We start from the raw sequence: 24,950 nt of genomic DNA on the forward strand, positions 1-24,950 counted from the left end.
GCGCGCCGCCGCTCTGACGGCCCGTCGTCACTTTCAGGTGCCGCGAGAAGTACCCGCCCGCACGCCGTCGACCTCGACCCACGCGCGCCCGGATCTGCGCGCCGGGTCCTCTCCCTGCTGCACGAACGTCCCGGCGAAGCGGACGGGCCCGCCGAGATACGCGGTTCGGTCGCCTCCGACCGCATGCCGACGCCGTTCCGTCCTCGTAACCGGCCCGCGGAGCTACGCGCGGGTCCGCTCGTCAGCGACCGGCCGGGGCCGGTCACCACACCTGGGAGCGTCGATGGCCGCCACCGCGAAGCCGTACTCGGCCGCGCGGTGCCGCGCCCTGGCGACCCGTCGGGAAAGCCGCTCGTGCCTGCCGGTGGGGATCATCGGGGCCGCTCCGGATCCAGGCATCCACGGGATGCAGGGGATCTCTCCGAGGGTTGACTCGCATCCGAGGACGCTGTCGTCGAGGCGCTGTTCGGCGGTGGATCGCAGGTGCTCGCCCGGCTTTCGGCAGGCTAGCAGACTGGCGTCGCGCGGCCGGTCAGGCACCGATGTCCCACACCGAGTCGCGCTCCAGGCAACACTGCTGATGCGTCGTCACCTTCGCATCGCCCGCCGGCCCGAGCCCGGAAGCCTGCGGGCCGCTCCGGTGCGAGGCGGTCCTGGCGGTGCGTGCTGCACGCATGGGTGTTCTCCCGAGGGTGACGGAGATGCGGACGACCCATGGACCGGGCCGCCGTCAAGGCGCGATACGCTACGTCTCGTCTTGACTTGATCATCCTGGTCCACTCCGACTGGGCCGTCAAGACGAGACGGATCGTCTCCTGAAGGAATCTGCAATGATGACCCCCGCCCCCAATCCCGATCTGCGGAACCAGCGCTCACACCGCGCGATCCTGGACGCCGCCCTCGAACTGTCCATCCGCGACGGCTACGCCAAGGTGACCGTGGAAGCCATCGCCGCGGCCGCCGGCGTCGGAAAGCAGACCATCTACCGCTGGTGGCCGAGCAAGGCGTCGGTCGTCCTGGAGGCCCTGAACGACTGCACCGGACCGGCCGGCCGGGTGCCCGACACGGGCGACGTCGCCGCCGACATCGCGACCGCGGCGCAGGCCGTCATGCGGATGCTCGAGACCGGCCTCGGGACGGTCTGGCGCGGCCTGATCGCCGACGCGCAGTGCGACGAGCGCCTGGCCGAGGACCTCCGCACCACCTTCTTCGAACCCCGCATCGCCCGCTGGCAGGAGCGCCTCGAGCGGGCCGTCGCGGCCGGCGAACTCCGCCCCGACGCGCCGACCCGCACCATGGTCGAACTCCTCTTCGGCCCGATCTACTACCGCCTCCTGCTCAACACCGACCGGCTCGACCCGGAGAACATCGACATCCGCGTCGACTTCCTCCTCAACGGCCTCAGGAAGTCCTGACCACCGCGTCCGGTGGGTCGGGCGGGCCACGCGCAGGGGCAACCGCGGTGCCGGCCGGGCGGGCCGACGGACCGACAGGTGTGCCCCGGGGCCTCTGACGAGGCCCCGGGGGAGGTGGTGCGGACGGGCGGTCAGGCCCAGGGCTGCGCGGTCAGCCAGGAGGTGTCCTCGGCCCACGCGTTGGCGTTGTCCCAGGTGTTGCCGCCGACGCCGTCGCCGGCCACGTAGCCGGTGTAGCTGTAGTGGCGAAGGAACCGGTTCGGGTAGTTGGCGGACTGGAACGAGAAGCCCTGGCCGCTGTGTCCGGCCTGGAGGCAGAACGTCGCGTCCTGGTTGAACAGGGCGGTGCCGTTGCTCGCGGCGGTGTGCAGCTGGAAGCCGTAGTGCCGCAGGTACTGGCCCGGGGCAGCGGCGGACTCGAACGACAGGCAGGAGCTGTCCGCCAGCCCGGCGTGCACGATCCAGGTCGCGTCGCTCCGGTCGGCGGCGGAACTGCCGGAGGTGATCGGGGAGATGGCCACCGTGGCGTCGGAGTTGTGGCGCAGGTAGTCGCCGGTGCAGCAGGCGGTGGTCGCCTTCAGGGAGACCCGCGCACCGGGGGTGAGGGCGCTCGAAGTGACCGCGCCCACCTGGTAGTTCGCGGCGGCGATGTTGGCCTGGACGGCGTTCTCGGTGGCGTCCGAGGGGTAGCCGGAGGTCATCACGCCCTCATAGAAGGTGCCGCTGGAGGACTTGCTGTTGTCGCCGCCGATGCCGAGGATGATCGCTCCTTCCTTGTGCATCGGGTTGTAGCCCGAGACGTTGGGGCGGGCGCCGCTGTAGTACGTCGACAGGGCGCCGGACTGGGCGTTGCCGGCCCGGATCGCCCACAGGTTCGGGGCGCCCTTGACGACGGCGGTCAGGAAGCGGTGGCTGACGCTCGGGTCGTTGGCGTTGTAGCCGGCGTTGACGCCGGAGAACAGGCCGTTCTCGAGGTCGGCCATCACCCAGGGGCCGCTGCCGGTGCCCGATCCCCAGATGGTGCTGTCGCCGAAGTAGATGGCCTCCATGTGGCCGTTACCGGTGTCGAGGCTGTTGGTCTCGGCGTTGCCGTAGTCGAAGCAGCAGCCGCCACCGAAGTGCGTGCCGTCCAGGACGGCGTACATGCCCTCGGGCTGGTCGCCGGTGGCGATCCCGTTGGTGTGGTTGTTGCGGTACCCGGTTCCCGCCGCCACGTAGACGCCGTACGCCCGGTGTCCGGCGACGGTGACCGGCGCGGCGGTGGCCGGGGCCAGGTTGTCGGGACCGCCCGCGGCGCCGCCGGCGGGGGCCTGGGTGAGGCTGTTGCCCCGCCCGGACTGGTCGTAGATGACGGTGATCACACAGGTGGTACCGGCGCAGAAGGCGTCCTGCGCGGCGGCGTTGGCGTAGCCGCCGACGCTCAGCACACCGATGTCCTTGGTCGCGCCGTCCGAGGCCCGGCGGACCTGGTACAGCGCGCCGCCGTACCCGCCGTACAGGGCGCGGGTGGTGGAGTGCGCCGCGACGCAGGGGGCGCCGCCGGAGGCGTAGAGGTCGCACGGCCCCTGCGTCGCGGCCTGCGAGGTCGAGGACGTTCCGGTGACCAGGGCGGCGGTCAGGACCGCGGTGGTCCCGGTGGCGAGGAGGGCGCGCCGGGCGCGGCGCAGCCACGTCTGAACAGCCAAGGGTGGGCTCCTTGCTGGGGGTTCGCTCGGGTGGGGATCGAGGGGTGCCGCGATCAGCCGAACTGTTAGCGCTAACAATCGTCCCTGACGTCGGCTCAGGACAGCTGGAGTGGAAGGGAGTTCGGCTGATGGACGGCCGGGCATCACTATGGGAGCCGCCGGAGACGCCGTCAAGGCTCCCGCCGGGATTCGATTTCGCCCGAACCGCCCGCTGCAGCACCCTTGCCTTGGCGCTTTGTTATCGCTAACAATCAGCTGATGGCGCGGTCCGCTGTACACCGTCAAAGCCGTGCTCCCCGCCACCAGCCCGGCTGGGTCGCCACGCGTTCGTCACCGAGGTGCTCCATGCGTCCGTCAACGTCGTCCGCCATCGTTGTCCGTCGTCGTCGCCCGCCAACGTCGTCCGCCATCGTCATGCGGCCGCTCGAACACGCTGCGGGCTTGAGTACGCTGCGGGGATACCGGCGCGTCATCGGGGCCGCACCGGATTCGGAGCCTGGAGGGCACGTGGGCGAGGTCGGCGACAGGCACGCGCCAACGATGGAGGACGTGGCCCGGGAGGCGGGTGTGTCGCACCAGACCGTCTCCCGCGTGCTCAGCGGTCACCCCAACGTGCGCGAGTCCACCCGGGAGCGGGTGCGCGAGGCGATCGCCCTGCTCGGGTACCGCCCGAACTCCGCGGCCCGGGCCCTGGTGACCCGGCGCTCCCGCACCCTGGGCGTCGTCGCGGCCAACACCACGCTGTACGGCCCGGCGAGCACGCTGGCCGGGCTGGAGCACGCGGCGCGGCGGTCGGGGTACCTGGTCGCCGCGGTCAGTCTGGACCAGCTCAGCGAGACGGCGCTGAAGCAGGCGCTGGACCACCTCGCGGCCTGGGGCGTGGAGGGGGTCGTGGTGATGACCCCGCACCAGGGCGCGGTGGCCGCGCTCGCCCGGATGACGCACCCCTTCCCCGTGGTGACGGTGGAGGGGGGCCACGACCTCGACCTGCCGGGGGTCGCGCTGGACCAGTACACGGGCGCGCGGATGGTGACGGAGCATCTGCTGTCGCTCGGGCACGCCTCGGTGTGGCACGTCGCCGGTCCCCGCCAGTGGATCGAGGCGGAGGGACGCTTCCAGGGCTGGCGGTCCGCATTGGAGGACGCGGGCGTCCACGCCCCTGAGCACCTGAACGGGGACTGGAGCGCCGCCTCGGGCTACCGCGCGGGCAAGCTCCTGGCCGCGGCCCACCGGGGCCTGGAACAGGGGTCCCGCCCGACCGCCGTGTTCGTCGCCAACGACCACATGGCCCTCGGCGTACTCCGCGCACTGGGCGAGGCCGACCTCCGGGTACCCGAGGACATCGCGGTCGCCGGCTTCGACGACCTCCCGGAGGCGGAGTACTTCAGTCCCCCACTGAGCACCGTCCGCCAGGACTTCACCGCCATCGGCCAGGCCGGCATCGACCTGCTCCTCCAACGCATCGAGGACCCGGCGGCGCCGACGCGACACGTCACGATCACCCCCGAACTGATCGTCCGTCACAGCACGGGCGGCCCCCGGGCCTCCTGAGCTGGTGCTGTGACCAGGAACGTTCACCGACTTGGCGGTTGAGGCAGGGCCCAGTCCGATTCCTTCGGACGCCAGCCGAATATGATCGCGCTCTGATCTTCTCGTGAGGGGTGCACGGGGCCTTGAAGAGACCTGGACGCCTGACGATCTTGGTGAGCGCCGCCATACTGCTGGGCTTGCTCGGCTGGGGGGCGAAGTCGGTGCTCGACTCGGCATTCGGACCACCGGACAACCATGTCGCGGCAACCGATTCGCGAGTCTGTTCCCAGACCAGCGGCAACAACATCTCCCTCGCCGATGCGACCGGCCACTTCAACCTCGTTGTTCCCCTCGCCGCCACGAACCTCGTCTTCACCGCTGATACAGGTGGTTTGCGGGGCGAGACGGACCTGTCGATGCGCTTCACCACTACGCCGGCAGACCTCGCCGCGTTCCTCGAGGCCAGCCATTTCAACCCACCGAGCGCCACCGCCGAGGTGTCCGTGGGCGACTGGGCCGTCCGCGGCCCCGTAGCGACCGTCCAGGCTGCTCAGGGCCCGTGCGGCTTGACCCCGCCGGTCAACCCCGCCATGGAATACAGCCAGGACGGTCCCGGCAGTGGCATGGAGAAGAACCCACGAGCCCTGGCGGTGGACAGCTCGAGCGATCCGGCGCACCCCGTCGTGTGGATCACCGCCATGGCCCTCTGACCATTCCCCCCAGTGCATCGTCCCGAGCCGTGCGATCAGGCAGGCGCTGTCCGGCCGCTCATGCACTCCTCGGGCGGGACCCGGCCCAACGCGACCGCCTCGAGGAGATCCTCGAGAACCTCATCGCCCGCATCGCCGAAGCCGAGCGTGAAGGCTGGCTCGGCGAGGTTGACGGGCTCTGTGTGGCCAGCGCGGAAAGCTCACACATGTCACCGCGTAGCCAGTACATTGGTCGCCCTCCCGATGCCGACGCTCCGAACGGAGCCGCGAGCATGGCCGGGATGGCGGCGTCTGCGCCAACGGGACGAAGCGTTGGCGCTTCGCTGCGCGCCGGCGGCCAGTCGGCTTGCGGCCTGGTCCCACGGCCGAGGCTCGGCCACGTCGTCCCTGTCGGCCAGTGGCCGCCGGGGTGCCGTTCCGTTGGGTGACCGGTGACGAGGTATACGGGCAGGATCCCGGTCCTGCGTGCCTGGCTGACCGAGCACGAGATCAGCTACGTGCTGACCATCGCCTGCAAGCACCGGCTGGGGCCGCCAGGACAGAACGCCCACACGCTCGCGGTGATCCTGCCGGAACACGCCTGGGACATCCGTTCCGCCGGCAGCGGTGCCCAGGGCCAGCGCGAGTGGCCGACATCGTCCCAGCGGCCGGAGCCCGCTGGGCAAGAGAGGAGGTCTTGCAGACTGCGAAGAACGAGGCAGGGCAGGACCACTACCAAGTCCGCCACGCCCCTGCCCACCGCCCCCGAAAGGAGGGAACCGACCGCGACCTGATCCGACTGAGGTTGAACGAGATCCGCCGTCTGCTCGGCAGGCACTGCCGCCGCCGCAGCCACCGGCCCCCGTCAGTGCGGCCGCAGTATCAGGCCGGCGGGATGGTGTTGGTGCGGAGGTCGATGATCACCGAATTGTTCTCGGTCCATGAGACGTTGCATTTGACGTCAGCGCTGGTGGCGCAGCTCGCGCTGCCGCGGTTGACGGCGCTCGTCTTCATGTCGATGTCGAGAATGTTGACGAAGTGTCCGCTCGCGTCGTCCAGTTCATACGTCACCACGGACTCGGCGGCGCCGAAGTCGAAGTTCAGGTTCCAGGTGTGGAACGCGCCCATGGCGAGCGTGGTGCCCACCGCGGTCGAGGGCGGAACCCAGAGCGGGTCGATGTTGTCCGGGTTGGTCCAGGTGGCAACCTTGGCCGTGTACTTGTACGTGTCATTGACGACGTAGAAGGTTTTGGTCGGTGTGTCCGACAGGCCGGGCCCGGTGATGAGGTCGATGAGAGGGATGTGGGCCAGGGGCTGAAGGATCTGGTCGGGCAGCCACGATGTGCCTTCCTGCGGCAGGCCGGCGCGCGCCTGGGCGGCGTAGCTCGGCTGCACCCCTGTTCCAAAGGTGGCCAGTGACAGGGTCAGGGCGGCCAGGGCGACTCTGCGGCCGAATGCGCTCCTGCGGAGAGCGGTCATTCACAACCTCCAGTGGACAACGAGAAGTGGGCCAGCTCGATCCTCACCGTGACACACGGTGGGCTCGGCGCCCCGCCGTCACGCCGGGATTAGGCCGAAGGGGACGGCCCGACGTACTTCCCGTGGTCGTTCCGTGTTTCGGGCACGGGTCACCTTGTGCTCGCGGTCCTTGACGATGCGTCAGGCACCTTCGAGGTTGTCCGTCAAGCCGCTGTCCTCGACGACGCGTAGCCGCCCGGCTCTACGAGTGGCTCGCGAACCAGTCACAGGAACTGCGGCTGCAGTCCTGAGCCGGCCGTGATGCGCAGAGGGGCTTCCGAGGGTGCTTCGGATCGGTCACCATGGAGGTCCGTCAGCGATCCGGGGGTGGGGATGGGCGCGGGTGGAGACGACGTTCGAGAACCGCAGCCGGAGGAGGTCGGACCCGCGCCGTGGCTGGCGGTGGCGTGCCTGGTCGGGCTGATTCTGGCCTACGTCCTGCTGACGAACTTCACCGAGGAACTACGGGCGGCCCTGTGGGGCACGCCCGGGACCGTGACCGTCACCGAATGCCACACGTACGACAACACCGTGGCCAACGCGGGAACGTCGACGTCCTGCGTGGGCACCTTCACCCCGGATGACGGCGGCTCGTCGTTCAACGTCCCCATCGCCGGCAACGTCGACTCGCAACCGGTCCGTGCGTGGCTGGTGGACGGCACGTCCGGCACGGCGTACGTGTCACCGGCGGTGTGGACAGGGGTGTTCCCGGTGGGGCTCTCCCTCCTCGTGGCCGGTCTCCCGGTGGTGGTGACAGTGGCGTACGTGCGCCACGTCCGCGCGCAGCGCCCCAGGGTCGGTCGTCAAGGATCAGATCCGGCGCAGGATTGAGGCGACGGTGCCGGCGATGGTGACGGCGACTTCACACCCGTTCTCCAGCGGCTCGACGAACCAGGTCTCGGGCAGCGGCGCCGACCGAGGCCTGCACCGCGTTGTAGGCGGCACCGAGACGTGACATCAGCTCGACCTCCTCCTCGGTGCGAAGGCACTGGCCCAACCAGGGCGAGGGATTGTTCGCATCGCAGAAGTCACCGACGAGCACGTGCACGGTGTAGCCGTGGTCCTCGAACTGATCCGGATCGAGCCAGACCTCTCGCTGCCATGTCGGGCTGGCCAGCGCCTCGGCCGGGCAGCTCCCTAGGAGTCGGGGCCGCTCCAGTCGAACGCGAAGTGCTTGCTGGACTTCCCGCTGCGGTTCCAGCTGAAGCCGAAGGCGTCGGCGTGGTCGGTGGTGGCGCGGCCCCAGGTGGCGATCTGGCCTGGTCCGACTTCGGCGCCGGGGGCGTTGTGGAGCTGTACGCGTCCGCCCTCGGGGGAGGTGGGGCCGGTGAGGGCTTCGACGCGGGCGGTGACCCGGCCGGGGATCTCGACGCTCCAGGTCCGGAGGTCGTCGTCGATCTCGACGGTGATGGGGGCGACGTCCATGCCGCGCACCTCGGTCGTGGCGAGTTCGCCGAACTGTTTCGGCCAGCCTCCCACCTGGCCGCTGAAGATCGTGCCGAGTGCGGCGCGCTGCTGCTCGTCGGCGCGCTCGTCGATGAAGAAGGCGGCCCGCCGCCCGCGGCCGGGACACCGGCGATGCCGGACGCCGCCGATCTCGGAGTAGTCGTCCCTCCGAGTAGTCGCCGCCCAGGTGCGCCGCCGCGACCGGGACCCGACCGGGTGTTGTCGTCGGCGGGTGTGTGCTGTCCTGGAGGGACCAGGCAGGAGAGCAGCATGCGTACCGTGACCGTGGAGAAGCAGCCGCTGCGGACCGGGGTGCTGATGCCCGCCCGGGAGTTGGCCGTGGCGTGGGGCCTGATCGTGGTGATCGCGGGGCTGGCCTGGGTGTTCACGGTCGGGCAGGCCCGGGACATGGGCATCGAGCCCGGCACGATGGGGATGGCGCTGCCGCTGTTCCTGGTGCTGTGGCTGGCGATGATGGCGGCGATGATGCTGCCGTCCGTCGCGCCGGTGGCGGTGACCTGGGCCCGCGCCATCGGCCGGCAGTCGAGCGGCGCGGAGCGGGCAGCGCGGACCACCGAGTTCCTGGGCGGCTACCTGTTGGCGTGGACGGCTTTCGGGCTGCTGGCGTACGGCGGCCTCGCGCTCACCGGTGACCTGGTGGACCGTGAACCGGACGCCGGGAAGTGGATCGGCGCTGCCGCCTTCGCCCTCGCCGGGCTGTACCAGCTGGGTCCGCTGAAGTACGTGTGCCTGCGGCACTGCCGCAGCCCGATCACCCAGCTGATGCGCTACGCGTCCTTCCGCCCGCCGGGGCGGGACCTACGCGTCGGGCTGCACCACGGCGGGTACTGCCTGGGCTGCTGCTGGGCGCTGATGCTGGCGCTGGTCCCGCTCGGAGTGATGAACGTGGCCGCGATGGCGGCCATCGCGGTGGTGATCTTCCTGGAGAAGCTGTGGCGCCGCGGGCCACAACTGGCCCGGGTCGCGGGGGTGGCGTTCCTGGTCCTGGCAGTACTGGCACCGTTCCAGAGCTGGCTGCTGCCGGGGCTCACCCCGAGCGACATGATGTAGCGCGCCGACCTGCACCCCGTCGGGTTCGACGACGCGGCCGCCGCTCCGCGCCGGGTCTCACGGGCGGCGGACGTAGGAGAGGGTGAAGGCGCCGTCGGTGGGGACGCCGGCCGGGTTGAGGCAGTCGACGTCGATGCGTACTACCGGCAGGGTCTGGTAGTCGCCGATCCAGCCGAGCATGCAGTAGCCGCTGCCGCCGTTCGCGCTGACTTGGACGTTGCCGCCGTACGTACCGCCGGTCGTCCAGGTCAGCCGGTAGTTGCCGGGGCCGAGGCGGGTGATGGTGGGTCGGGTGCCGTCCGCGCTGTAGGAGTGGGCGGTGTCGAGCGTCTGGTTGGACGGGTCCGCGGACGTGCTGGCGGCGTTCGCGGCCGGGACGGACGGGTCGCCGTGCAGTCCCTCCCCGTCGACGTACGACAGCAGCCACTGGGAGTCGGCCGGCTGCGCCACCGGGGACGAGCCGATGGCCCAGCAGGTGACGGGGACGACCAGCGCGCCGCCCTGCGTCGCGGTCTGATCCGGCTGGCAGTGCACGGGAGTGCCGGTGCCGTACGGGGTGATCTGCACGTGGCCGGTGTTCGGGGCGAACGCCGCGCCGGCGAGGAGCACCCGGTAGCGGCCGGTGCCGTCGTGCAGGACGCGGACCGTCCCGCCCGCCGAGTTGACGGTGCCGCTGTTGGCCACCGGGTTGAGAGCAGTGGCGCCACCCGGGGCGTCGTAGCGCACCGTCGCGTACGGCCGCCCGCCGCCGGTGGAGGCGGTGAAGAACACCGTGTGCCACCAGTCGATCGGCGCGCCGTTCTCGTCGAAGCAGCGGACCCGGACCAGTTCGTCGCGCCCGGACGGGCCGTACTCGGCGACCGTGCAGGTCCGGCCGCGGGTGTTGATCCGGTAGGCGGTGGCGTGGGCGATCCCGGTCGTGGAGGCCAGCCCGGGCAACCGGACCTGGTAGTCGCCGGTGGCGGTACGGGTGACGGTGGCCTCGGCCCCGGCCGCGTCGGTGGACCACTGCCAGCTGGGCGCCAACTCGGTGGGCACACCCAGTGGCGCCTCACTGGCCGAGGCGAGGTTGACGTACGCGTAGCCCCAGTGCGCCCGCCCGTCCGACGGCCCGCCCGTACCGCCGCCGCCCGTCGTACCGCCGCCGCTCGTGCCGCCGTTCCCGCCGGACGGCTGGGACGGAACGCCGCCGCCGGAGGAACCGCCACCGCCCGGCCCACCGCCGTCGGGGGGTCCGTCGCCGGGCGGCAGGCTGGTGGGCGGACCGCTCGGCACGGGGTCGCCGGTCGGTGAGCCGGTCGGCGGCGCACCCGACGGACTCGCGGTCGAGGACGGGTCGCTGCCTGCGGTGCCGCCGGGCGTGGGACTCAGCGTCCGGGTGGCCCGGGGCGGCGGAGCGGTGCCCGGATGCCCGTTGTGCGGGGCGTCCCCGCCGAGCGACGCCCCCAGCGCCACCACCAGCGCCGTCAGCGCGGCCGCCGCCCCTTTGACCATCGGCGCGAACTGCTCCGACGTCGGTCCCGGTGACACCGCCAACTGGCGGGCCACAGCCGGCGCCCCGCGGACCAGCCGCACCGGAGCACCCCACCACGACCCGCCGCCCGGCACGTGCCCGACCGTCGCTGATGGACCGTCAGATCCTGGGCTCTCAGCTGAAGTTGTCGATCCGTCAGGGACCGGACGAGAGCTGCGCGGAGCCGGGCGGTCGGTGTCCGGCCGGTCGTCGCGGCCGCGGGTGGTGCCGGGGTGTCGGTCGAACTCCTCGGAGAACCACCAGGCGCCCAGCAACAGCGCCGGTACCGCCACGAGTTCCGCCCGGGTACCCAGGTGCAGGGCGAAGGGCAGTGCCGGGCGATCAGGGTCGGCGGGCAGCTCGGGGAGCAGGCCGGCCGGTACGAGGTGGGCCAGCCGGCGCCGCAGGAAGGCTTCGTCCTCGGCCACCGCCGCCGCCTTGTCGTCCTGGCCCAAGGTGACGTGGTGGAAGCGGAGATGGCCGAGCAGGGTGAGCAGCAGCGGCCCGTTCGTCCGGAGGTCCTGCTCGCTCAGGCGTTGCTGCACGTCCACGGCTTCCCGCGTGTGCCGGATCGCCTGCGCGTCGCGGTCGGTTCCGGCGTGCCGGGCGGCCATCGCGATGATCGCGCCACAGTTGCCCAGGGCCCGCGCCAGGTCGGGCTCGTAGCGGAAGGGCTGCGCCGCGGCCGGGGCCCGTCCGATGCGCACCGCCTCCTCTGCCGCGGCCTCCGCCTCGGCCCACCGCTCCGGTTCCCCCCGGTCCGCGGTACGGCCGAGCAGCGCGGCGAGGTTGCCGAGCGCGAGTGCGAGGTCGGCGGAAATCTCGGTGACGGTCTCGGCGGCAATCTCGTTCCCGGCCCCGGCGAGGGTCTCGGACGCGGCCCTGGTGCGGACCTCGGTGCCGGCCTCGGCGGGTGATTCGCGGTCGGGCGTACCGGCCGCCGTGGCCCGGGCGAGCAGGCGCCGCCGGACGGCGACCGCCTCCTCGGTGGCGGCCAGCGCCTCGGGCCAGCGGCCGGCACGCTCGTACTCGTCGCCCAGGTTGGTCAGCGACACCGCCAACCCGCCCTCGTAGCGGGCCGGATCGGTGGCGACCAGCTCGCGCCTCATCGCCACCGCCTCCTCGGTGTGCGCCACCGCCTCGGGCCAGTTCCCCACCTGCGCGTACCGGTGGCCGAGGCTGCTGAGTGCAGCCGCCAGCGCGGGCGCCTCGGCCGCCGGGTCCAGGGCCGCGCGGGTGCGACGGGCGGCGAGCGCCTTCTCGGCCGCCTCCACGGCCTCCTCGTGGCGGCCGGCGTCCGAGAGGCGTCGGCTGAGTCGGGCGTACACCTCGGCGTGGATGGCGAGGTCGGTGGTAGCGGCGACCCGTCCCGGTGCCAGGTGGGCGGCGAGCGCGGCGGCTCCGGCGTCGAGGTCGGTGTGGCGGGTGTCGGGCAGCACGCGGTCGACGGCGTCGAGCAGGTCGCGGTCGAGCAGGCGGAGCACGTGGAGTTCGGTCAGGCCGATCAGGGCGGCGCTGCTGCCTCGGAGCAACAGCTGGGGTTCGGCAGTCAGCAACGGTGACAGCACGTCAGTCGCGAGGTGCGGCCAGCGGCCGGCCGATTCGACCAGCACGGTCAGCGCACTGCGGCTCCAGGGCGCCGGCTGGTCGTCGTCGGCCACGAGCAGCAACCGGACCGCGTGCGAGGCCCACGATCCCGCCAGTTCCGACAAGTGGGATCCCGCGGGTCCCACCAGGCCGCCGCTCCCGTCCTCCTCGACGAACCCGTCCTCGACGAACCCCTCCTCGACGAACCCGTCCTCCCCGTACCGCTCCGCGAACAGCCCGACCGCGGTGCCGACGGGCGCGACGGTGCGGCCGATCAGGTCCTCGCGCAGGTGGTCGGGGCTCAGCGGTTCCAGGACGAGGTTGCGGCGTGACGGGTAGCACAGCTCGTAGTGGTCGAGCAGGACGGTCGCGGCCGCCAGGGTGTCGGCGAGTCCGACCCGTTGCAGGGCCAGGACGGCGTCCGGTCGGGCGAGCGGGCCGGTCAGGGCGGCCGTGAAGGCGACTCGGGCCATCGTGCTCGCGGGCGTCGCCGTCGGGCCCAGGCGCTTGAACAGGGTTGCCCAGTAGTCGAATTCGCGGTCGAGCAGGTAGGCGGAGGCAGCCCTGGGGCCGGCGGGTGCGTCCGCTCCGCGCCGGGCGGCGTCGACGGCCACCAGCGCGGCCAGGTGCACGGTCAGCACCTGCGCGTAGTCGGGATCGCTGGTCAGGGTGGCGGGCGGGTCGATCCGCCCGGCCTGCTCGACCGGCAGGCCGAGCACGGTGGCGAAGCTCTCGCACGCCTGCCGGAACAGGGCGGCGCGGTCGGCGGGGTCGGCGGCCAGGGGCGGCAGCTCGAACCGCGCGGCGGACGCGTGCAGGTACCTTCCGACCCAGGAGGCGACCTCCGTCCACCACGGCCCCGCCGGACGGGACACCAGCAGCACCCGGAGCCGGGGCGAGCCGTGCAGCGCCCGGTCGGCCAGCAGTCGCTGGAGGTCCTTCGCGGGCAGCCGCTCCGCGTTGTCCACCACCAGCAGGACGCCGATCGGGCCGGCCGGTGGCAGGTCGGGCGCGGCGGTGGGCAGCACGTCCTCGACGGCCCGCCACACCGTCCAGCCGAGCTCGCTGCTCGCCTCGGCGAACTCGGCCGCCAACCGCGACTTTCCTCGCCCGCCCGGCCCGTGCAGCAGCAACACCCGGGTCCGGCCGTCCAGCCCGTCGCTGTGCGGCTTCGGCTCGCCGGTGAGCCACTTCTTCAGCCGGTCGAACTGCTTGCGCCGGCCGGTGAACGGGACGACGGCGTGCCGGGCCTCCAGCAGCGTGGACGGGTTGGCCAAGGGCCGCCTGGCGGTGAGGGCAGTGTGCTCCGGGTCCGGGGCCTGGCCGGGTGCCTCCCAGCGTTCCGCGCGCGGGTCGAACTCCTCGATCCGGTACGCGGCCGCGCTCTCCTGGACGATCGTGGTGACGTTGTTGTGGTGGCCCCCCACGACCGTCAGGTTCCGCTCGACCCGGTTCCCGGAGACGTTGACCCCGGTCCACTGCCCGCCCGGATCGGATGTGCTCATCTGCTGTCGCCGGGGCCGATCCGGTTGTGGTTGCCGGTCACGACCGTCAGCGATCCACCGACCTCGTTGTCGCGGACCGTGACGGTGGTGGTGGTCGGGGCGGCAGTGAAGTCCTTTAGCAGGTGGCGCAGTTGCGCCGCGGCCTGCTCGATCCGCTCCGCGGCCAGACTCTCCAGCTCGTCCTCGAAACGCACCTGCCACCGCGCCCGCTGGTCCGCGATCAGGCGCTCGTCGTCCGCGGCTCCGGGAGCGGTCAGGACGCGCGCGGTGTCGTCCAGCCGCGCCAAGGTGGTCCGCCGGCGCTCGGCGTCGTCGCCGCCGAACCATCCGCCGATCCGGCTCCGCAACCCCGTCCAGGCATCCGTCCCGGCCGCCTGCACCACCGCGGTGCCCCCTGCCGCGGCCAGCGCCGCCAACGCCTCGGGCAACATCGCCGTACCCCCTCAAGCCAGCGTGTCGTCTCGACGACGGTACCGCTGCCCCGCCCGCCTGCGCACCGACTTCGGATAGTCCATCTCCCGTGCGAGACAAGACAGTTATGAAATCAGCCGCCCTGTCGGCCGGGCCTCCTCATCTCGCCGGGTCGGACCGCTCCGTGCGGAGCATCGAGAAGATCACCTGGTCGTGCCAGCGGCCACCGCGCCACTGGGCGGAGCGCAGCACCCCCTCCTGCACGAACCCCGCCTTCTCCAGGGCGCGTTGCTCGGCGAGGTTGGCGCAGTCCGTCCAGGCCTGGAGCCGTTCGGCCCTGGTGTGGTCGAAGAGGTACTCGGCCAGCAGCCGCTGCGCCCGCGTGCCTATGCCGCGCCCCTGCGCGGCGGGCACCAGTCCGATCGCCAGCGTCCAGCACGCGGAGGTGTCGGGCCGCCCCCAGCTGCCGGGGAACCACTTCACCCGGCCCACCGTCCGGCCCGCGTCCGCGACGGACAGCACGCCGCCGTCCGGGCCGAGCAGCCCGTTCTCCGCGAATCCGCGACGCAGGCCGCTCGGTGCGCGGTAGCCGAACCACTGGTACGGGCCGACGCCTTCGGGTCGGCTGAACTCACGCTCGAACAGGTCGAGGTCGTCGGCGGTGACGGGGCGCAGGGTGATCTCGTCCGGCATGCGGCGGCTCCTGGTCTTCTCGGCCGGCCCCCGCATCTCGGCAGGGTTCGGCGGGCACGGCAACGGGTGTCCACCCGACCCTGCCATACCGGCCGGTAGGGCACGCAGGGCCGGGCCGGATTCGCCCGAACCGAGCCGACATTCCGTCAGGACCCCGACCACCGCACGTGGCTGACGCGGCGCAGCAGCCCCGGAACGCAGCACGGACGCGGTTCAGCTGTCCAAGCGGCGCTTGCTCAGCCAGGCGACCATCTCGGGGTCGTGGTGGTCGAAGAACAGGGTGCTGCCGGTGTCGAGGGCGGCGATGGCGGCCAGCTGGTCGTCGGTGAGGCGGAAGTCGAAGACGTCGATGTTCTGCGCCATCCGGTCGGGGTTGACGGACTTGGGGATGGTGACGATGTCGCGCTGGATCAGCCACCGGAGCACGACCTGGGCCACGGACTTGCCGTGCGCGTCGCCGATGCCGGCGAGCACGGGGTGGGTGAACAGGTCGTTCCGGCCTTCGGCGAAGCCGCCCCACGCCTGGTGCTGGACGCCGTGCGCGCGCATCAACGCGTGGTCGGCGTCGCGCTGGTGGAAGGGGTGGGTCTCGATCTGGTCGACCTGCGGGGTGATCTCGTTGTTGAGGATCAGGTCCAGCAGCCGGTCGGGGTGGAAGTTGGCGACGCCGATCGCCTGCGCCAGGCCCTCGCGGTTCGCGGCCTCCATGGCGCGCCACTGGCCGTACACGTCGCCGTAGGGCTGGTGCATCAGGTACAGGTCGACGTGGTCCAGGCCGAGCTTGGCGAGGGACGTCTCCAGGGCGCGGCGGGCGTTGTCCTGGGCGGGGGCGTCCTGGACCCACAGCTTGGTGGTGACGAACAGCTCCTCGCGCGGGATTCCGCTGTTCTTGACGGCGCGGCCGACGGCCTCCTCGTTGCCGTAGGCGGCGGCGGTGTCCAGCAGCCGGTACCCGGCGGCCAAGGCGTCGGTGACGGCCTGCTCGGTCCGGTCGGCGGGGATCTGGTAGACGCCGAAGCCGAGGACCGGCATCCGGAGGCCGTTGTTGAGGGTGACGTGCTGCATTGGTGGTGTTCCTTGCTTCTCAGGTGCGTTGCGGGTGCCGGGGCAGGCACCCCCCGGTCACCTGACCAGCCAACCGCGTTCCGGCCCCCGGTGGGGCGGTCAAGCAGACCCTGACGGGGTCCCCCACGCCCGCGCCCGTACGCGGCGACCGGTCGTAGGGTCGGGTTATGGACCGACGCAGCGAGATCCGCGACTTCCTCACCACCCGCCGGGCCCGCGTCACCCCTGAGCAGGCCGGCCTCGTCCTCTCCCCGCTCTCCGGAGCGCGCCGCGTCCCAGGCCTGCGCCGCGAGGAGGTCGCCCAGCTCGCCGGCGTCAGCGTCCCGTACTACACCCGCCTGGAACGCGGTGACGCCCGCGGCGCCACCGACGCCGTCCTGGACGCCATCGCCCGTACGCTCCGCCTCGACGACGCCGAACGAACCCATCTCTTCGACCTCGTCCGGGCCGCCAACGCCGCCAACGCCTCGGGCACCGCAACGCCGTCCCGGCCAGCCCGGCAGCCCGTCCGTCCCGGCCTGCGCCACCTCGTCGAGGCGATCAGCGGCGTCCCCGCCTACGTCCGCAACGCCCGCCTCGACCTCCTCGCGGGCAACACCCTCGCCCGCGCGCTGTTCGCCCCCGTCTTCGACAGCCCCGCCCGACCCGCGAACGCCGCCCGCTTCACCTTCCTCGACCCCGCCGCCCCCGCGTTCTACCCCGACTGGGACGCCGTCGCCGACCAGAACGTCGCCACCCTGCGCGCCGAAGCCGGCCGCAACCCCTACGACAAGGCACTGTCCGACCTGATCGGCGAACTCTCCACCCGCGGCGGCGACCCCTTCCGCGGGCGCTGGGCCCGGCACGACGTCCGCCATCACCGCGCCGGCGCGAAACGCATCCACCACCCCCTCGTCGGCGACCTCACCTTCACCTACGAGACCACTCGGCTCACCGCCGACGACGGCCTCTACCTCATCCTCTGCGCCGTCCCACCCGGCAGCCGCGACGCCGAAACCCTCGACCTCCTCGCCAGCTGGAACGCCTCCGCACCGACAGCCTCACCCTCCAGCACCTGACACGACCACCGGTGGGGCGGCGCCGGTCTGCTGACCGAGCATCACCCGGCCGCGATCCGGTGGACGACCCGAACGGTCGGAGTCAGCTCTCCCCCTGGCGTCGTGGGTGGCTGGTCTCGCTGTCCGGGTCCGGTGGTATCCATGGCCCCATGGATACCACCGGACCCGGCGACGTCGCCGCGCTGCGCGCGGCCTTCGGTGTCGACGACGGCGGCGAGTCGACGCTCGGATGGGACGCGGTGCACGCGTTCGATCGTGTTGGGAACCGACGGCTGCGGCATGTACTGGCACCTCATCGTCACCGACCCGCACCGCGGACACGTCTGGAACATCAGCCCTGGTTCGACGCTGCCGAGCACGACTGCTGATGCGTCAGGACGTTCAGCAACTCGCGGCTACCGCTTCCGCACCGCGTAGGTCAGGTGCGTCACCCGCGTCGTCGGGTCCGAACGGACCGGTTCCAGGGCGATGCTGGACGCGTCCACGCCGTCGAACAGGCGGGTGCCGCCGCCGAAGAGTACGGGTGACAGCGTGATCGAGAACTCGTCGACCAGACCGGCGTTCAGGTACTGCAGGATCGTCTCGCCGCCGCCGGCGATGCGGACGTCCCGGTCGCCGGCTGCGTCGCGGGCCTGGTCGAGGGCGCGCTCGATACCGTCGTTGACGAAATGGAACGTGGTGCCGCCGGGCCGCTCCCACGGGTCGCGTGGGGTGTGGGTGACGACGAAGACCGGGGTGTGGAACGGCGCTTCCTCCGGCCACGCGAGTTCGCCGAAGTCGAACATCCGCTTGCCCATGACGCTCGCTCCGGTGCGCTCGAACGTCTCCCGCGCGATGTCGTTGTCGCGGCCCTCCTCCCCGCCCTCGCCCAGCTTCACGTTCTCCCGGAAGAACCGCAGCGGGAAGATCCACTGCTGCAGCTCGGTCCACTGCGCCATCCAGCGCCGGACGTGCGGGTCGTCCTGCTTCTCGGGCGTGAAGAAGTCCTCCACGGGTACGGGTTCGGGCGCGATGAACCCGTCCAGCGACATCGACACGCTGAAGAACACCTTGCCGGCCATCAGTCCTCGTCTCCATTCCGCATGGTCTCGGTGACGTAGGCGGCCAGGTTGCCCAGGGTCTGCCGGCCACCCTCGATCGCGTGGTACTTCTCGACCGCCTCGGCGCGCAGTTCCTTCGTCGGGAACACCGTGCGCATCTCCAGCCGGGTCGCCGCGCCCTCCGGCGCGAAGGTCAGCACCGACTCGAAGGCGTTCGGGTCGTCGCGGAACTCGCCGTGCAGCAGCTCGATCCGCTCCGGCGGTGCGATCCGCATCCACCGGATCCACTCGGCGTAGTCGGTCCCGTCCGGCCCGTGCATGACGAAGTGCCACTCGCCGCCCTCGCGGAACTCGAAGGACCGCGTGGTGGTGGTGAACCCGTTCGGACCCCACCACCCCGACAGGTGCCGGACCTCGGTGAACGCCTCGAACACCAGCTCCCGCGGGGCGTCGATCACCCGGGACACCACGATCTCCCGATCCGCCGCCGCCACCATCGCCGACTCCGACCCAGACCCCGGCTCCGACCCCATCTCTGCCCCCGCGCGCGTTCCCTGCACTGCCCCTGCCATCGCTCAGTCCTCCCGCCGTGCCTGCTTGAGGTCCTGCACGTACGTGTCGAGCCGGTCGAAACTCTCGTTCCAGAACCGCTCGAACCCGCCGACCCACTCGTGGACCGGCCGCAGCCCGGCCGCGTCCAGGCCGTAGAGCCGCTGCTTGCCCGCCTCCCGGACCCGCACCAGCCCCACCTCGCGCAGCACCCGCAGGTGCTTGGAGGCTCGCGGCTGGCTCATCCCCAACTCCTCGGCCAGCTCGGTCACCGGCCACTCACCCGCCCGCAGCAGCGCCAGGATGTCCCGGCGCTGCGGCTCGGCTATCGCGTTGAACGCGTCCGAGGTCGTCGCTGCTCGTGCCATGCCAGCCATCATATGCCGATATCGGCATACATCAAGTGGACTCAGCCACGCGCGCCGACCGGCGTCGCCGCCAGGGCCGTCACGGAGCCCAGTACCGGGCCAGCGCGCCCTGCTGGTACGCGGTCGGCCTGACGTCGAGGTCACCGGAGAAGGGCCGGTCCAGGACGAGCACCAGCAGCAGGCTGAAGCCGATGAGCGCGGCGACGGAGGAGACGAAGACCAGCTGGATCCGCAGGCGGCGCATGCCGTAGAGCGCGGTGAACGGGATCAGGACGAACGCCCCGCCGAAGACCAGGATCTGCAGCAGCGGCGGGAGTTCCTGCTCGGCCATGGTCAGCCGGGCGCGCCGCTGGGCGGCGACGTCGTTGAGCCGGTCCGCGGCCTCCTGGTAGAAGACCTGCTCGCGCGCGGTCGCGGGCTCGTACGCCTGGAGCGCGTCGAAGGCGCCCTGCAGGCGGTCGGCGGTGGCCCCGTAGCTGGGCTGTCCGACGCGCATCCGGGGCCACTGGTCCTCCACCACCGCGTGGACGTAGGCGCTCAGCGCGGCGTCGACCCGGGCGCCGGCCGCGGGCGGGAAGGCGGCGGCGTCGCGGGAGATCAGCGACACGTCGGTGGCCTCGGTCGCGACGATGGTGTTCGTGGTGTCCAGCTGCGTCCAGAGCGTGACGATGACGAACGCGAGGATGATCCCGTAGATCGCGCCGAACATCCCCAGCGTCACGCCGACCATGTCGTTGTGCTCCCCGTGGGCCAGTTGCGGGTATCTGCGGCGCAGCAGCACGCTCCCGACGACGGCGAGGACGACGGTCCCGCCGACGGTGAGGACGGCCAGGGTGAAGGTGCCGAAGTGGTTGAGCAGCCAGAGTGACATGGGCGGGAAGCCTAGGGACCGGACGATCACCCGGAGCGCCCGCCGACCGGGCACGGGGCGCTGATCTGGGCTCACGTGCCCGCGCCATCACCCCATCGGGTGACGGTCCGTCAGGCCGGGTCACCCGGCATTCCGGGATGCCGCCGAACGGGGCGGGTGCCCGTGTGTCGGTCCCGGCATCGGCGCGGCCGGTGTCAGGGTGGGAAACCCGTTCCAGTGTGGAGGTGCCGAGTGCCTGGCGTCCCGCTGTTGTCCCTGCGCGGGATCACCAAGAGCTTCGGGACCGTGCAGGTCCTCGACTCGGTGGATCTGCGGGTGGAGCACGGCGAGGTGCTGGGCCTGGTCGGTGACAGCGGGTCGGGCAAGAGCACGCTGGTCAACGTCGTCTCGGGGGCGGGTCCGGCGGATGCGGGGACGGCGGAGTGGGACGGCCTGCCGGTCGAGCTGCGGCGGCCCGTCGACGCCCGGCGCCTCGGCATCGCCACGGTGTACCAGGACCTGGCGCTGGTCGACCGGTTGGACGTGGTCGCCAACCTGTACATCGGCCGTGAATTACGGCGGTTCGGGGTGCTGCGGGAGATCGAGATGGAGAAACGTTCCATCGCCCTGCTCGAGCAGCTGTCCATCCGCCTTCCCAGCGTCCGGATCCCCGTGCGGGCCCTGACCGCCGAGCAGCGCCAGTCCGTCGCCATCGCGCGGGCGCTGATCGGCCGGCCGCGGCTCGTGGTCCTGGACGAGCCGACCTCCTCGCTCCCCCTGGAGCAGACCGCGCTCGTGCTCGACCTGATCGGCCGGCTGCGGGAGCGCGGCCACGCCGTGGTCATGATCAGCCACAACCTGGACGACATCCAGGCCGTCGCCGATCGCATCGCGGTGCTCCGACTGGGCCGCAACAACGGCGTGTTCGAGACCAGGTACGCCAGCCAGGAGCAGATCACGGCGGCCATCAGCGGCGGCCAGCGGCTCGCGGCGACCCTCCAGCAGAGCCTGCTGCCCCGGGGTCTGCCGGACCAGGACGCCGTCGAGGCCGCGCACCGCTACCTCCCCGCGCACGGCGGCGTGGGCGGGGACTGGTTCGACGTGATCCCGCTCTCCAGCGCCCGGGTCGCGCTGGTGGTCGGCGACGTGGTCGGCCACGGCGTCCACGCCGCGGCCACCATGGGACGGCTGCGCACCGCCGTGCACAACCTCGCCATGCTCGACCTGCCGCCGGACGAGCTCCTCACCCACCTCGACGAGGTGGTCAGCCGGATCGACGAGGAGGAGACGAGGGGCGGCCGCGAGGGCGCCGTCATCGGTGCCACCTGTCTCTACGCCGTCTACGACCCCGTCTCGCGCCGCTGCCAACTCGCACGCGCCGGGCACCTGCCCGCCGTCCTGGTCCACCCCGACGGCACCGTCGACATCCCGGACACGCCCGCCGGCCCGCCGCTCGGACTGCGCGGCCTGCCGTTCACCACGGTCGGGCTCGACATCCCCGAGGGCAGTCAACTGGTCTTCTACACCGACGGGTTGGTGGAGTCGCGGACCAGCGACATCGATGTCGGCCTGGACCGGCTGTGCGCCGCGCTCGCCCACCACCCCGAACGCACTCCGGAACAGGCCTGCCAGGCGGTCCTGGACGCCATGGTCCCGCCCAACCCGGCCGACGACATCGCCCTGCTGATCGCGCGCACCCGGGCCCTGCCCGCCGACCGGATCGCCGCCTGGAGCGTCCCGCCCGACCCCGCGGCGGTCGCCGACGCCCGGGCCGCCGCCATGGCCCAGCTGCGCCGGTGGGGCCTGGAAGACCTGGAACTGGGCACCGAACTGATCCTCAGTGAGCTGGTCACCAACGCCATCCGGTACGGCGCCGCCCCGATCGAGGTGCGCCTGCTGTACGGGCGGACGCTGATCTGCCAGGTCTCCGACGCCAGCAGCACCTCGCCGCGGATCCGGCTGGCCTCCGCCACCGACGAGGGCGGCCGCGGCCTCTTCCTGGTCGGGCAGCTCGCCACGCGCTGGGGCACGCGGTACACGGAGACCGGGAAGGTCATCTGGGCCGAGCTGAAGCTCCCCTGACCTCCGCGCTCCCCAAGTGGGAGAGCGCTCTCCCTACAAGATCAGGATGAATGCCCCGCCGGACGAGCCAACCTCGCATCACTTCATAAACGCAAACTCCCCTGAATCTAGGACGATTTGACCGGCTTTGCCCTGTCCTGACGCAAGGTCATTCGCAGCCGTGTGCGCACAAGCCTTGACGCCGGATTCCGCCTCCCGGAAGACTCACGCAGAGAGCGCTCTCCACTGCGTTCCACCCCCACCCACCCCACCGCTCACAGCAGGAGGAGCCATGCGGCTCGCCGCTCCCCCTTCCGGTGTCCCCATCCGCCGGACGTCCGCCGTCCTCGCCGCCGCGGCTCTGGTCGCCGGCGCCGCCCTGACCCTCCCGAACACCGCGCACGCCGCGGACACGCTGCTCTCCCAGGGCAAGACGGTCACCGCGTCCTCGACCGAGAACGCCGGCACCCCGGCGGCCGACGCCGTCGACGGCAACCTCGGCACCCGCTGGTCCTCGGCCGCCTCGGACCAGCAGTGGCTGCAGGTCGACCTGGGCGCCGTGGCCACCATCAGCAAGGTGCAGCTCAACTGGGAGACCGCGTACGGCAAGGCGTACCAGATCCAGACGTCCAACGACGGCACCACCTGGACCACGATCTACTCCACCACCACCGGCGCCGGCGGCAACGAGTCGCTGACCGTCTCCGGCTCCGGCCGCTACGTCCGGATGAACGGCGTCACCCGCGGCACCGGATACGGCTACTCCCTCTGGGAGTTCCAGGTCTACGGCACCATGGGCGGCACGCCCACCACCTGCGCCACCACCAACGCCGCGCAGGGCAAGCCCGCCACCGCCTCCTCGACGGAGAACGCGGGCACCCCGGCCTCGTCCGCGGTCGACGGCAACAACGGCACCCGCTGGTCCTCGGCCGCCGCGGACCCGCAGTGGCTGCAGGTCGACCTCGGCTCGGTCCAGCAGGTGTGCCAGGTGGACCTGCGCTGGGAGGCCGCGTACGGCAAGGCGTACCAGATCCAGACGTCCAACGACGGCACCACCTGGACCACGGTCTACTCCACCACCACGGGCGCCGGCGGCAACGAGTCGCTGACCGTCTCCGGCTCCGGCCGCTACGTCCGGATGTACGGCACCCAGCGCGGCACCGGGTACGGCTACTCGCTGTGGGAGCTGGGCGTGCACACCGGCGGCGGCTCGACCGTCCCGCCGGTGCAGGGCGGCGGCGACCTCGGCCCGAACGTGCTGGTCTTCGACCCGTCCACGCCGAACATCCAGGCCACGGTCGACGACGTCTTCAAGAAGCAGGAGTCCGCGCAGTTCGGCGACGGCCGCTACGCGCTGCTGTTCAAGCCCGGCACGTACAGCAACATCAACGCCCAGATCGGCTTCTACACCTCGATCGCGGGCCTGGGCCTGAGCCCGGACGACACCACCTTCAACGGCGACGTGACCGTCGACGCGGGCTGGTTCAACGGCAACGCCACGCAGAACTTCTGGCGCTCGACCGAGAACCTGCACCTGAAGCCGGTCAACGGCACCGACCGCTGGGCCGTCGCGCAGGCCGCGCCGTTCCGCCGGATGCACGTCGAGGGCGGCCTCAACCTCGCCCCGTCCGGCTACGGTTGGGCGTCCGGCGGCTACATCGCCGACTCGAAGATCGACGGCCAGATCGGCAACTACTCGCAGCAGCAGTGGTACACCCGCGACAGCTCCATCGGCGGGTTCTCCAACGGCGTGTGGAACCAGGTCTTCTCCGGCGTGCAGGGCGCCCCCGCCCAGGGCTTCCCGAACCCGCCGTACACCACGCTCGACAGCACCCCGGTCTCCCGCGAGAAGCCGTTCCTGTACCTCGACGGCAACGACTACAAGGTGTTCGTGCCCGCCAAGCGCACCAACGCCACCGGCGCCTCCTGGGGCAACGGCGCGCCGCAGGGCTCCTCGCTGCCGCTGAACCAGTTCTACGTGGTCAAGCCCGGCGCGACCGCCGCCACCATCAACCAGGCGCTCGCCCAGGGCCTCAACCTGCTCTTCACCCCGGGCGTCTACCACGTCGACCAGACCATCAACGTCACCCGCCCCGACACCGTGGTGCTCGGCCTGGGCCTGGCCACCATCGTCCCGGACAACGGCGTCACCGCGATGAAGGTCGCCGACGTCGACGGCGTCAAGCTGGCCGGCTTCCTGATCGACGCCGGCGCGGTCAACTCGCCCAGCCTGCTGGAGATCGGCACCGCCGGCTCCTCGGCCGACCACTCCGCCGACCCGACCAGCATGCAGGACGTCTTCGTCCGGATCGGCGGCGCGGGCCCCGGCTCCGCCACCGCCGCGGTCGTCGTGAACAGCAACAACGCGATCATCGACCACACCTGGATCTGGCGCGCCGACCACGGCGCGGGCGTCGGCTGGAACGTCAACCCGTCCGACTACGGCCTGCTGGTCAAGGGCAACAACGTGCTGGCCACCGGCCTGTTCGTCGAGCACTTCAAGAAGTACGACGTCGAGTGGTCCGGCAACGGCGGCAAGACGATCTTCTTCCAGAACGAGAAGTCGTACGACGCCCCGAACCAGGCCGCCGTCCAGAACGGCAACACCAAGGGCTTCGCCGCCTACAAGGTCGACGACAACGTCACCACCCACGAGGGCTGGGGCCTCGGCTCGTACTGCTACTACAACGTCGACCCGACCATCGTGATGGACCACGGCTTCGAGGTCCCGAACACCCCGGGCGTCAAGCTCCACGACGCCCTGGTGGTCTCCCTCGGCGGCAACGGCCAGTTCCTGCACGTCGTCAACAACACCGGCGCCCCCACCTCCGGCACCGGCACCACCCCCTCGAACGTCATCTCCTACCCGTAACGCCCCTCGCAGGCCCGGCGGCCA

General features: G+C 71.6%; 19 protein-coding genes and 3 pseudogenes. 10 read left to right on the forward strand and 12 right to left on the reverse strand.

Annotated features, from left to right (window positions below; genetic code table 11):
- The first annotated feature begins 830 nt into the window (after positions 1-830).
- Positions 831-1,415, forward strand: a complete 585-nt coding sequence (locus AB0K51_RS04220) for a TetR/AcrR family transcriptional regulator (RefSeq protein ID WP_363450321.1) — start codon at positions 831-833, stop codon at positions 1,413-1,415.
- Positions 1,416-1,546: 131 nt separating this feature from the next.
- On the opposite strand, the gene AB0K51_RS04225 is transcribed toward AB0K51_RS04220, so the two are convergent.
- Positions 1,547-3,100 carry an alpha-L-arabinofuranosidase B gene (locus AB0K51_RS04225; RefSeq protein ID WP_363450323.1) on the reverse strand — a complete coding sequence of 518 codons (1,554 nt, stop codon included), beginning with the start codon at positions 3,098-3,100 and terminating at the stop codon, positions 1,547-1,549.
- A 540-nt stretch (positions 3,101-3,640) separates the two neighbouring features.
- On the opposite strand from AB0K51_RS04225, the gene AB0K51_RS04230 reads away from it, so the two are divergent.
- Together AB0K51_RS04230 and AB0K51_RS04235 are read left to right on the forward strand one after the other, a co-directional pair.
- Complete coding sequence (locus AB0K51_RS04230; RefSeq protein WP_363450325.1) at positions 3,641-4,651, forward strand: LacI family DNA-binding transcriptional regulator; 1,011 nt, start codon at positions 3,641-3,643, stop codon at positions 4,649-4,651.
- Positions 4,652-4,803: 152 nt separating this feature from the next.
- Entirely contained in the window at positions 4,804-5,340 is a 537-nt protein-coding gene (locus tag AB0K51_RS04235) for a hypothetical protein (RefSeq protein ID WP_363450327.1), read from the forward strand.
- 861 nt (positions 5,341-6,201) lie between these two features.
- On the opposite strand, the gene AB0K51_RS04240 is transcribed toward AB0K51_RS04235, so the two are convergent.
- Positions 6,202-6,798: a hypothetical protein gene (locus AB0K51_RS04240; RefSeq protein WP_363450329.1), complete on the reverse strand. Its 597-nt coding sequence runs from the start codon at positions 6,796-6,798 to the stop codon at positions 6,202-6,204.
- 366 nt (positions 6,799-7,164) lie between these two features.
- Between AB0K51_RS04240 and AB0K51_RS04245 the strand changes: the two genes are divergently transcribed.
- Entirely contained in the window at positions 7,165-7,668 is a 504-nt protein-coding gene (locus AB0K51_RS04245) for a hypothetical protein (protein WP_363450331.1), read from the forward strand.
- Positions 7,669-7,699: 31 nt separating this feature from the next.
- Here the strand turns inward: AB0K51_RS04245 and AB0K51_RS04250 are convergent, their stop codons facing one another.
- Positions 7,700-7,885: a hypothetical protein gene (locus AB0K51_RS04250; protein ID WP_363450333.1), complete on the reverse strand. Its 186-nt coding sequence runs from the start codon at positions 7,883-7,885 to the stop codon at positions 7,700-7,702.
- Positions 7,886-7,974: 89 nt separating this feature from the next.
- A pseudogene (locus AB0K51_RS04255) lies at positions 7,975-8,388 on the reverse strand (DUF1326 domain-containing protein); the annotation flags it as partial.
- Between the two features lie 165 nt (positions 8,389-8,553).
- On the opposite strand from AB0K51_RS04255, the gene AB0K51_RS04260 reads away from it, so the two are divergent.
- The gene (locus AB0K51_RS04260; protein WP_363450335.1) at positions 8,554-9,354 is read left to right on the forward strand and encodes a DUF2182 domain-containing protein; all 801 of its coding nucleotides are present in this window, start codon (positions 8,554-8,556) and stop codon (positions 9,352-9,354) included.
- Positions 9,355-9,411: 57 nt separating this feature from the next.
- Here the strand turns inward: AB0K51_RS04260 and AB0K51_RS04265 are convergent, their stop codons facing one another.
- The 4 genes from AB0K51_RS04265 to AB0K51_RS04280 all read right to left on the reverse strand — a co-directional run bounded on the left by AB0K51_RS04265 (position 9,412) and on the right by AB0K51_RS04280 (position 16,128).
- Positions 9,412-13,959 (reverse strand): tetratricopeptide repeat protein, encoded by a 4,548-nt coding sequence (locus AB0K51_RS04265; protein ID WP_363450337.1) that lies wholly within the window; start codon positions 13,957-13,959, stop codon positions 9,412-9,414.
- A complete protein-coding gene (locus AB0K51_RS04270; protein WP_363450339.1) occupies positions 13,956-14,390 on the reverse strand; it encodes a hypothetical protein in 435 nt (144 codons plus the stop codon). Before AB0K51_RS04270 ends, AB0K51_RS04265 begins: the two co-directional genes overlap by 4 nt.
- A 139-nt stretch (positions 14,391-14,529) precedes the next feature.
- Positions 14,530-15,063 carry a GNAT family protein gene (locus AB0K51_RS04275; RefSeq protein ID WP_363450341.1) on the reverse strand — a complete coding sequence of 178 codons (534 nt, stop codon included), beginning with the start codon at positions 15,061-15,063 and terminating at the stop codon, positions 14,530-14,532.
- A 213-nt stretch (positions 15,064-15,276) separates the two neighbouring features.
- The gene (locus AB0K51_RS04280) at positions 15,277-16,128 is read right to left on the reverse strand and encodes an aldo/keto reductase (RefSeq protein ID WP_363450343.1); all 852 of its coding nucleotides are present in this window, start codon (positions 16,126-16,128) and stop codon (positions 15,277-15,279) included.
- 167 nt (positions 16,129-16,295) lie between these two features.
- On the opposite strand from AB0K51_RS04280, the gene AB0K51_RS04285 reads away from it, so the two are divergent.
- A complete protein-coding gene (locus tag AB0K51_RS04285; protein ID WP_363450345.1) occupies positions 16,296-17,186 on the forward strand; it encodes a helix-turn-helix transcriptional regulator in 891 nt (296 codons plus the stop codon).
- Between the two features lie 149 nt (positions 17,187-17,335).
- Positions 17,336-17,554 (forward strand): hypothetical protein, encoded by a 219-nt coding sequence (locus tag AB0K51_RS04290; protein ID WP_363450347.1) that lies wholly within the window; start codon positions 17,336-17,338, stop codon positions 17,552-17,554.
- Between the two features lie 27 nt (positions 17,555-17,581).
- Here AB0K51_RS04290 and AB0K51_RS04295 read toward each other — a convergent pair whose 3' ends face one another.
- The 4 genes from AB0K51_RS04295 to AB0K51_RS04310 all read right to left on the reverse strand — a co-directional run bounded on the left by AB0K51_RS04295 (position 17,582) and on the right by AB0K51_RS04310 (position 20,014).
- Positions 17,582-18,247, reverse strand: a complete 666-nt coding sequence (locus AB0K51_RS04295; protein ID WP_363450349.1) for a dihydrofolate reductase family protein — start codon at positions 18,245-18,247, stop codon at positions 17,582-17,584.
- Complete coding sequence (locus AB0K51_RS04300) at positions 18,247-18,723, reverse strand: SRPBCC family protein (RefSeq protein WP_363450351.1); 477 nt, start codon at positions 18,721-18,723, stop codon at positions 18,247-18,249. Before AB0K51_RS04300 ends, AB0K51_RS04295 begins: the two co-directional genes overlap by 1 nt.
- Positions 18,724-18,801: 78 nt before the next feature.
- A complete protein-coding gene (locus tag AB0K51_RS04305; protein ID WP_363450353.1) occupies positions 18,802-19,143 on the reverse strand; it encodes a metalloregulator ArsR/SmtB family transcription factor in 342 nt (113 codons plus the stop codon).
- 79 nt (positions 19,144-19,222) lie between these two features.
- Entirely contained in the window at positions 19,223-20,014 is a 792-nt protein-coding gene (locus tag AB0K51_RS04310; RefSeq protein ID WP_363450355.1) for a DUF4239 domain-containing protein, read from the reverse strand.
- A gap of 303 nt (positions 20,015-20,317) precedes the next feature.
- On the opposite strand from AB0K51_RS04310, the pseudogene AB0K51_RS04315 reads away from it, so the two are divergent.
- From AB0K51_RS04315 to AB0K51_RS04325, 3 genes and pseudogenes are all read left to right on the forward strand, one after another.
- Positions 20,318-20,749: pseudogene (locus tag AB0K51_RS04315) on the forward strand (ATP-binding cassette domain-containing protein); the annotation flags it as partial.
- Between the two features lie 228 nt (positions 20,750-20,977).
- Positions 20,978-22,075 (forward strand): annotated as a pseudogene (locus AB0K51_RS04320) (ATP-binding SpoIIE family protein phosphatase); the annotation flags it as partial.
- 271 nt (positions 22,076-22,346) lie between these two features.
- Complete coding sequence (locus AB0K51_RS04325) at positions 22,347-24,926, forward strand: discoidin domain-containing protein (RefSeq protein ID WP_363450357.1); 2,580 nt, start codon at positions 22,347-22,349, stop codon at positions 24,924-24,926.
- Positions 24,927-24,950 lie beyond the last annotated feature (24 nt).

Source organism: Kitasatospora sp. NPDC049285, assembly GCF_040678815.1.
Taxonomy (GTDB): domain Bacteria; phylum Actinomycetota; class Actinomycetes; order Streptomycetales; family Streptomycetaceae; genus Kitasatospora.

What these genes read in the sequence shown, in the direction of transcription:
- AB0K51_RS04270 (WP_363450339.1), bottom strand. Translation starts at nt 14,390, where the DNA reads ATGTTGCCCGAGGCGTTGGCGGCGCTGGCCGCGGCAGGGGGCACCGCG.
- AB0K51_RS04230 (WP_363450325.1), top strand. Translation starts at nt 3,641, where the DNA reads ATGGAGGACGTGGCCCGGGAGGCGGGTGTGTCGCACCAGACCGTCTCC.
- AB0K51_RS04285 (WP_363450345.1), top strand. Translation starts at nt 16,296, where the DNA reads ATGGACCGACGCAGCGAGATCCGCGACTTCCTCACCACCCGCCGGGCC.
- AB0K51_RS04220 (WP_363450321.1), top strand. Translation starts at nt 831, where the DNA reads ATGATGACCCCCGCCCCCAATCCCGATCTGCGGAACCAGCGCTCACAC.
- AB0K51_RS04280 (WP_363450343.1), bottom strand. Translation starts at nt 16,128, where the DNA reads ATGCAGCACGTCACCCTCAACAACGGCCTCCGGATGCCGGTCCTCGGC.
- AB0K51_RS04260 (WP_363450335.1), top strand. Translation starts at nt 8,554, where the DNA reads ATGCGTACCGTGACCGTGGAGAAGCAGCCGCTGCGGACCGGGGTGCTG.
- AB0K51_RS04325 (WP_363450357.1), top strand. Translation starts at nt 22,347, where the DNA reads ATGCGGCTCGCCGCTCCCCCTTCCGGTGTCCCCATCCGCCGGACGTCC.
- AB0K51_RS04275 (WP_363450341.1), bottom strand. Translation starts at nt 15,063, where the DNA reads ATGCCGGACGAGATCACCCTGCGCCCCGTCACCGCCGACGACCTCGAC.
- AB0K51_RS04290 (WP_363450347.1), top strand. Translation starts at nt 17,336, where the DNA reads ATGGATACCACCGGACCCGGCGACGTCGCCGCGCTGCGCGCGGCCTTC.
- AB0K51_RS04265 (WP_363450337.1), bottom strand. Translation starts at nt 13,959, where the DNA reads ATGAGCACATCCGATCCGGGCGGGCAGTGGACCGGGGTCAACGTCTCC.
- AB0K51_RS04240 (WP_363450329.1), bottom strand. Translation starts at nt 6,798, where the DNA reads ATGACCGCTCTCCGCAGGAGCGCATTCGGCCGCAGAGTCGCCCTGGCC.
- AB0K51_RS04300 (WP_363450351.1), bottom strand. Translation starts at nt 18,723, where the DNA reads ATGGTGGCGGCGGCGGATCGGGAGATCGTGGTGTCCCGGGTGATCGAC.
- AB0K51_RS04310 (WP_363450355.1), bottom strand. Translation starts at nt 20,014, where the DNA reads ATGTCACTCTGGCTGCTCAACCACTTCGGCACCTTCACCCTGGCCGTC.
- AB0K51_RS04295 (WP_363450349.1), bottom strand. Translation starts at nt 18,247, where the DNA reads ATGGCCGGCAAGGTGTTCTTCAGCGTGTCGATGTCGCTGGACGGGTTC.
- AB0K51_RS04305 (WP_363450353.1), bottom strand. Translation starts at nt 19,143, where the DNA reads ATGGCACGAGCAGCGACGACCTCGGACGCGTTCAACGCGATAGCCGAG.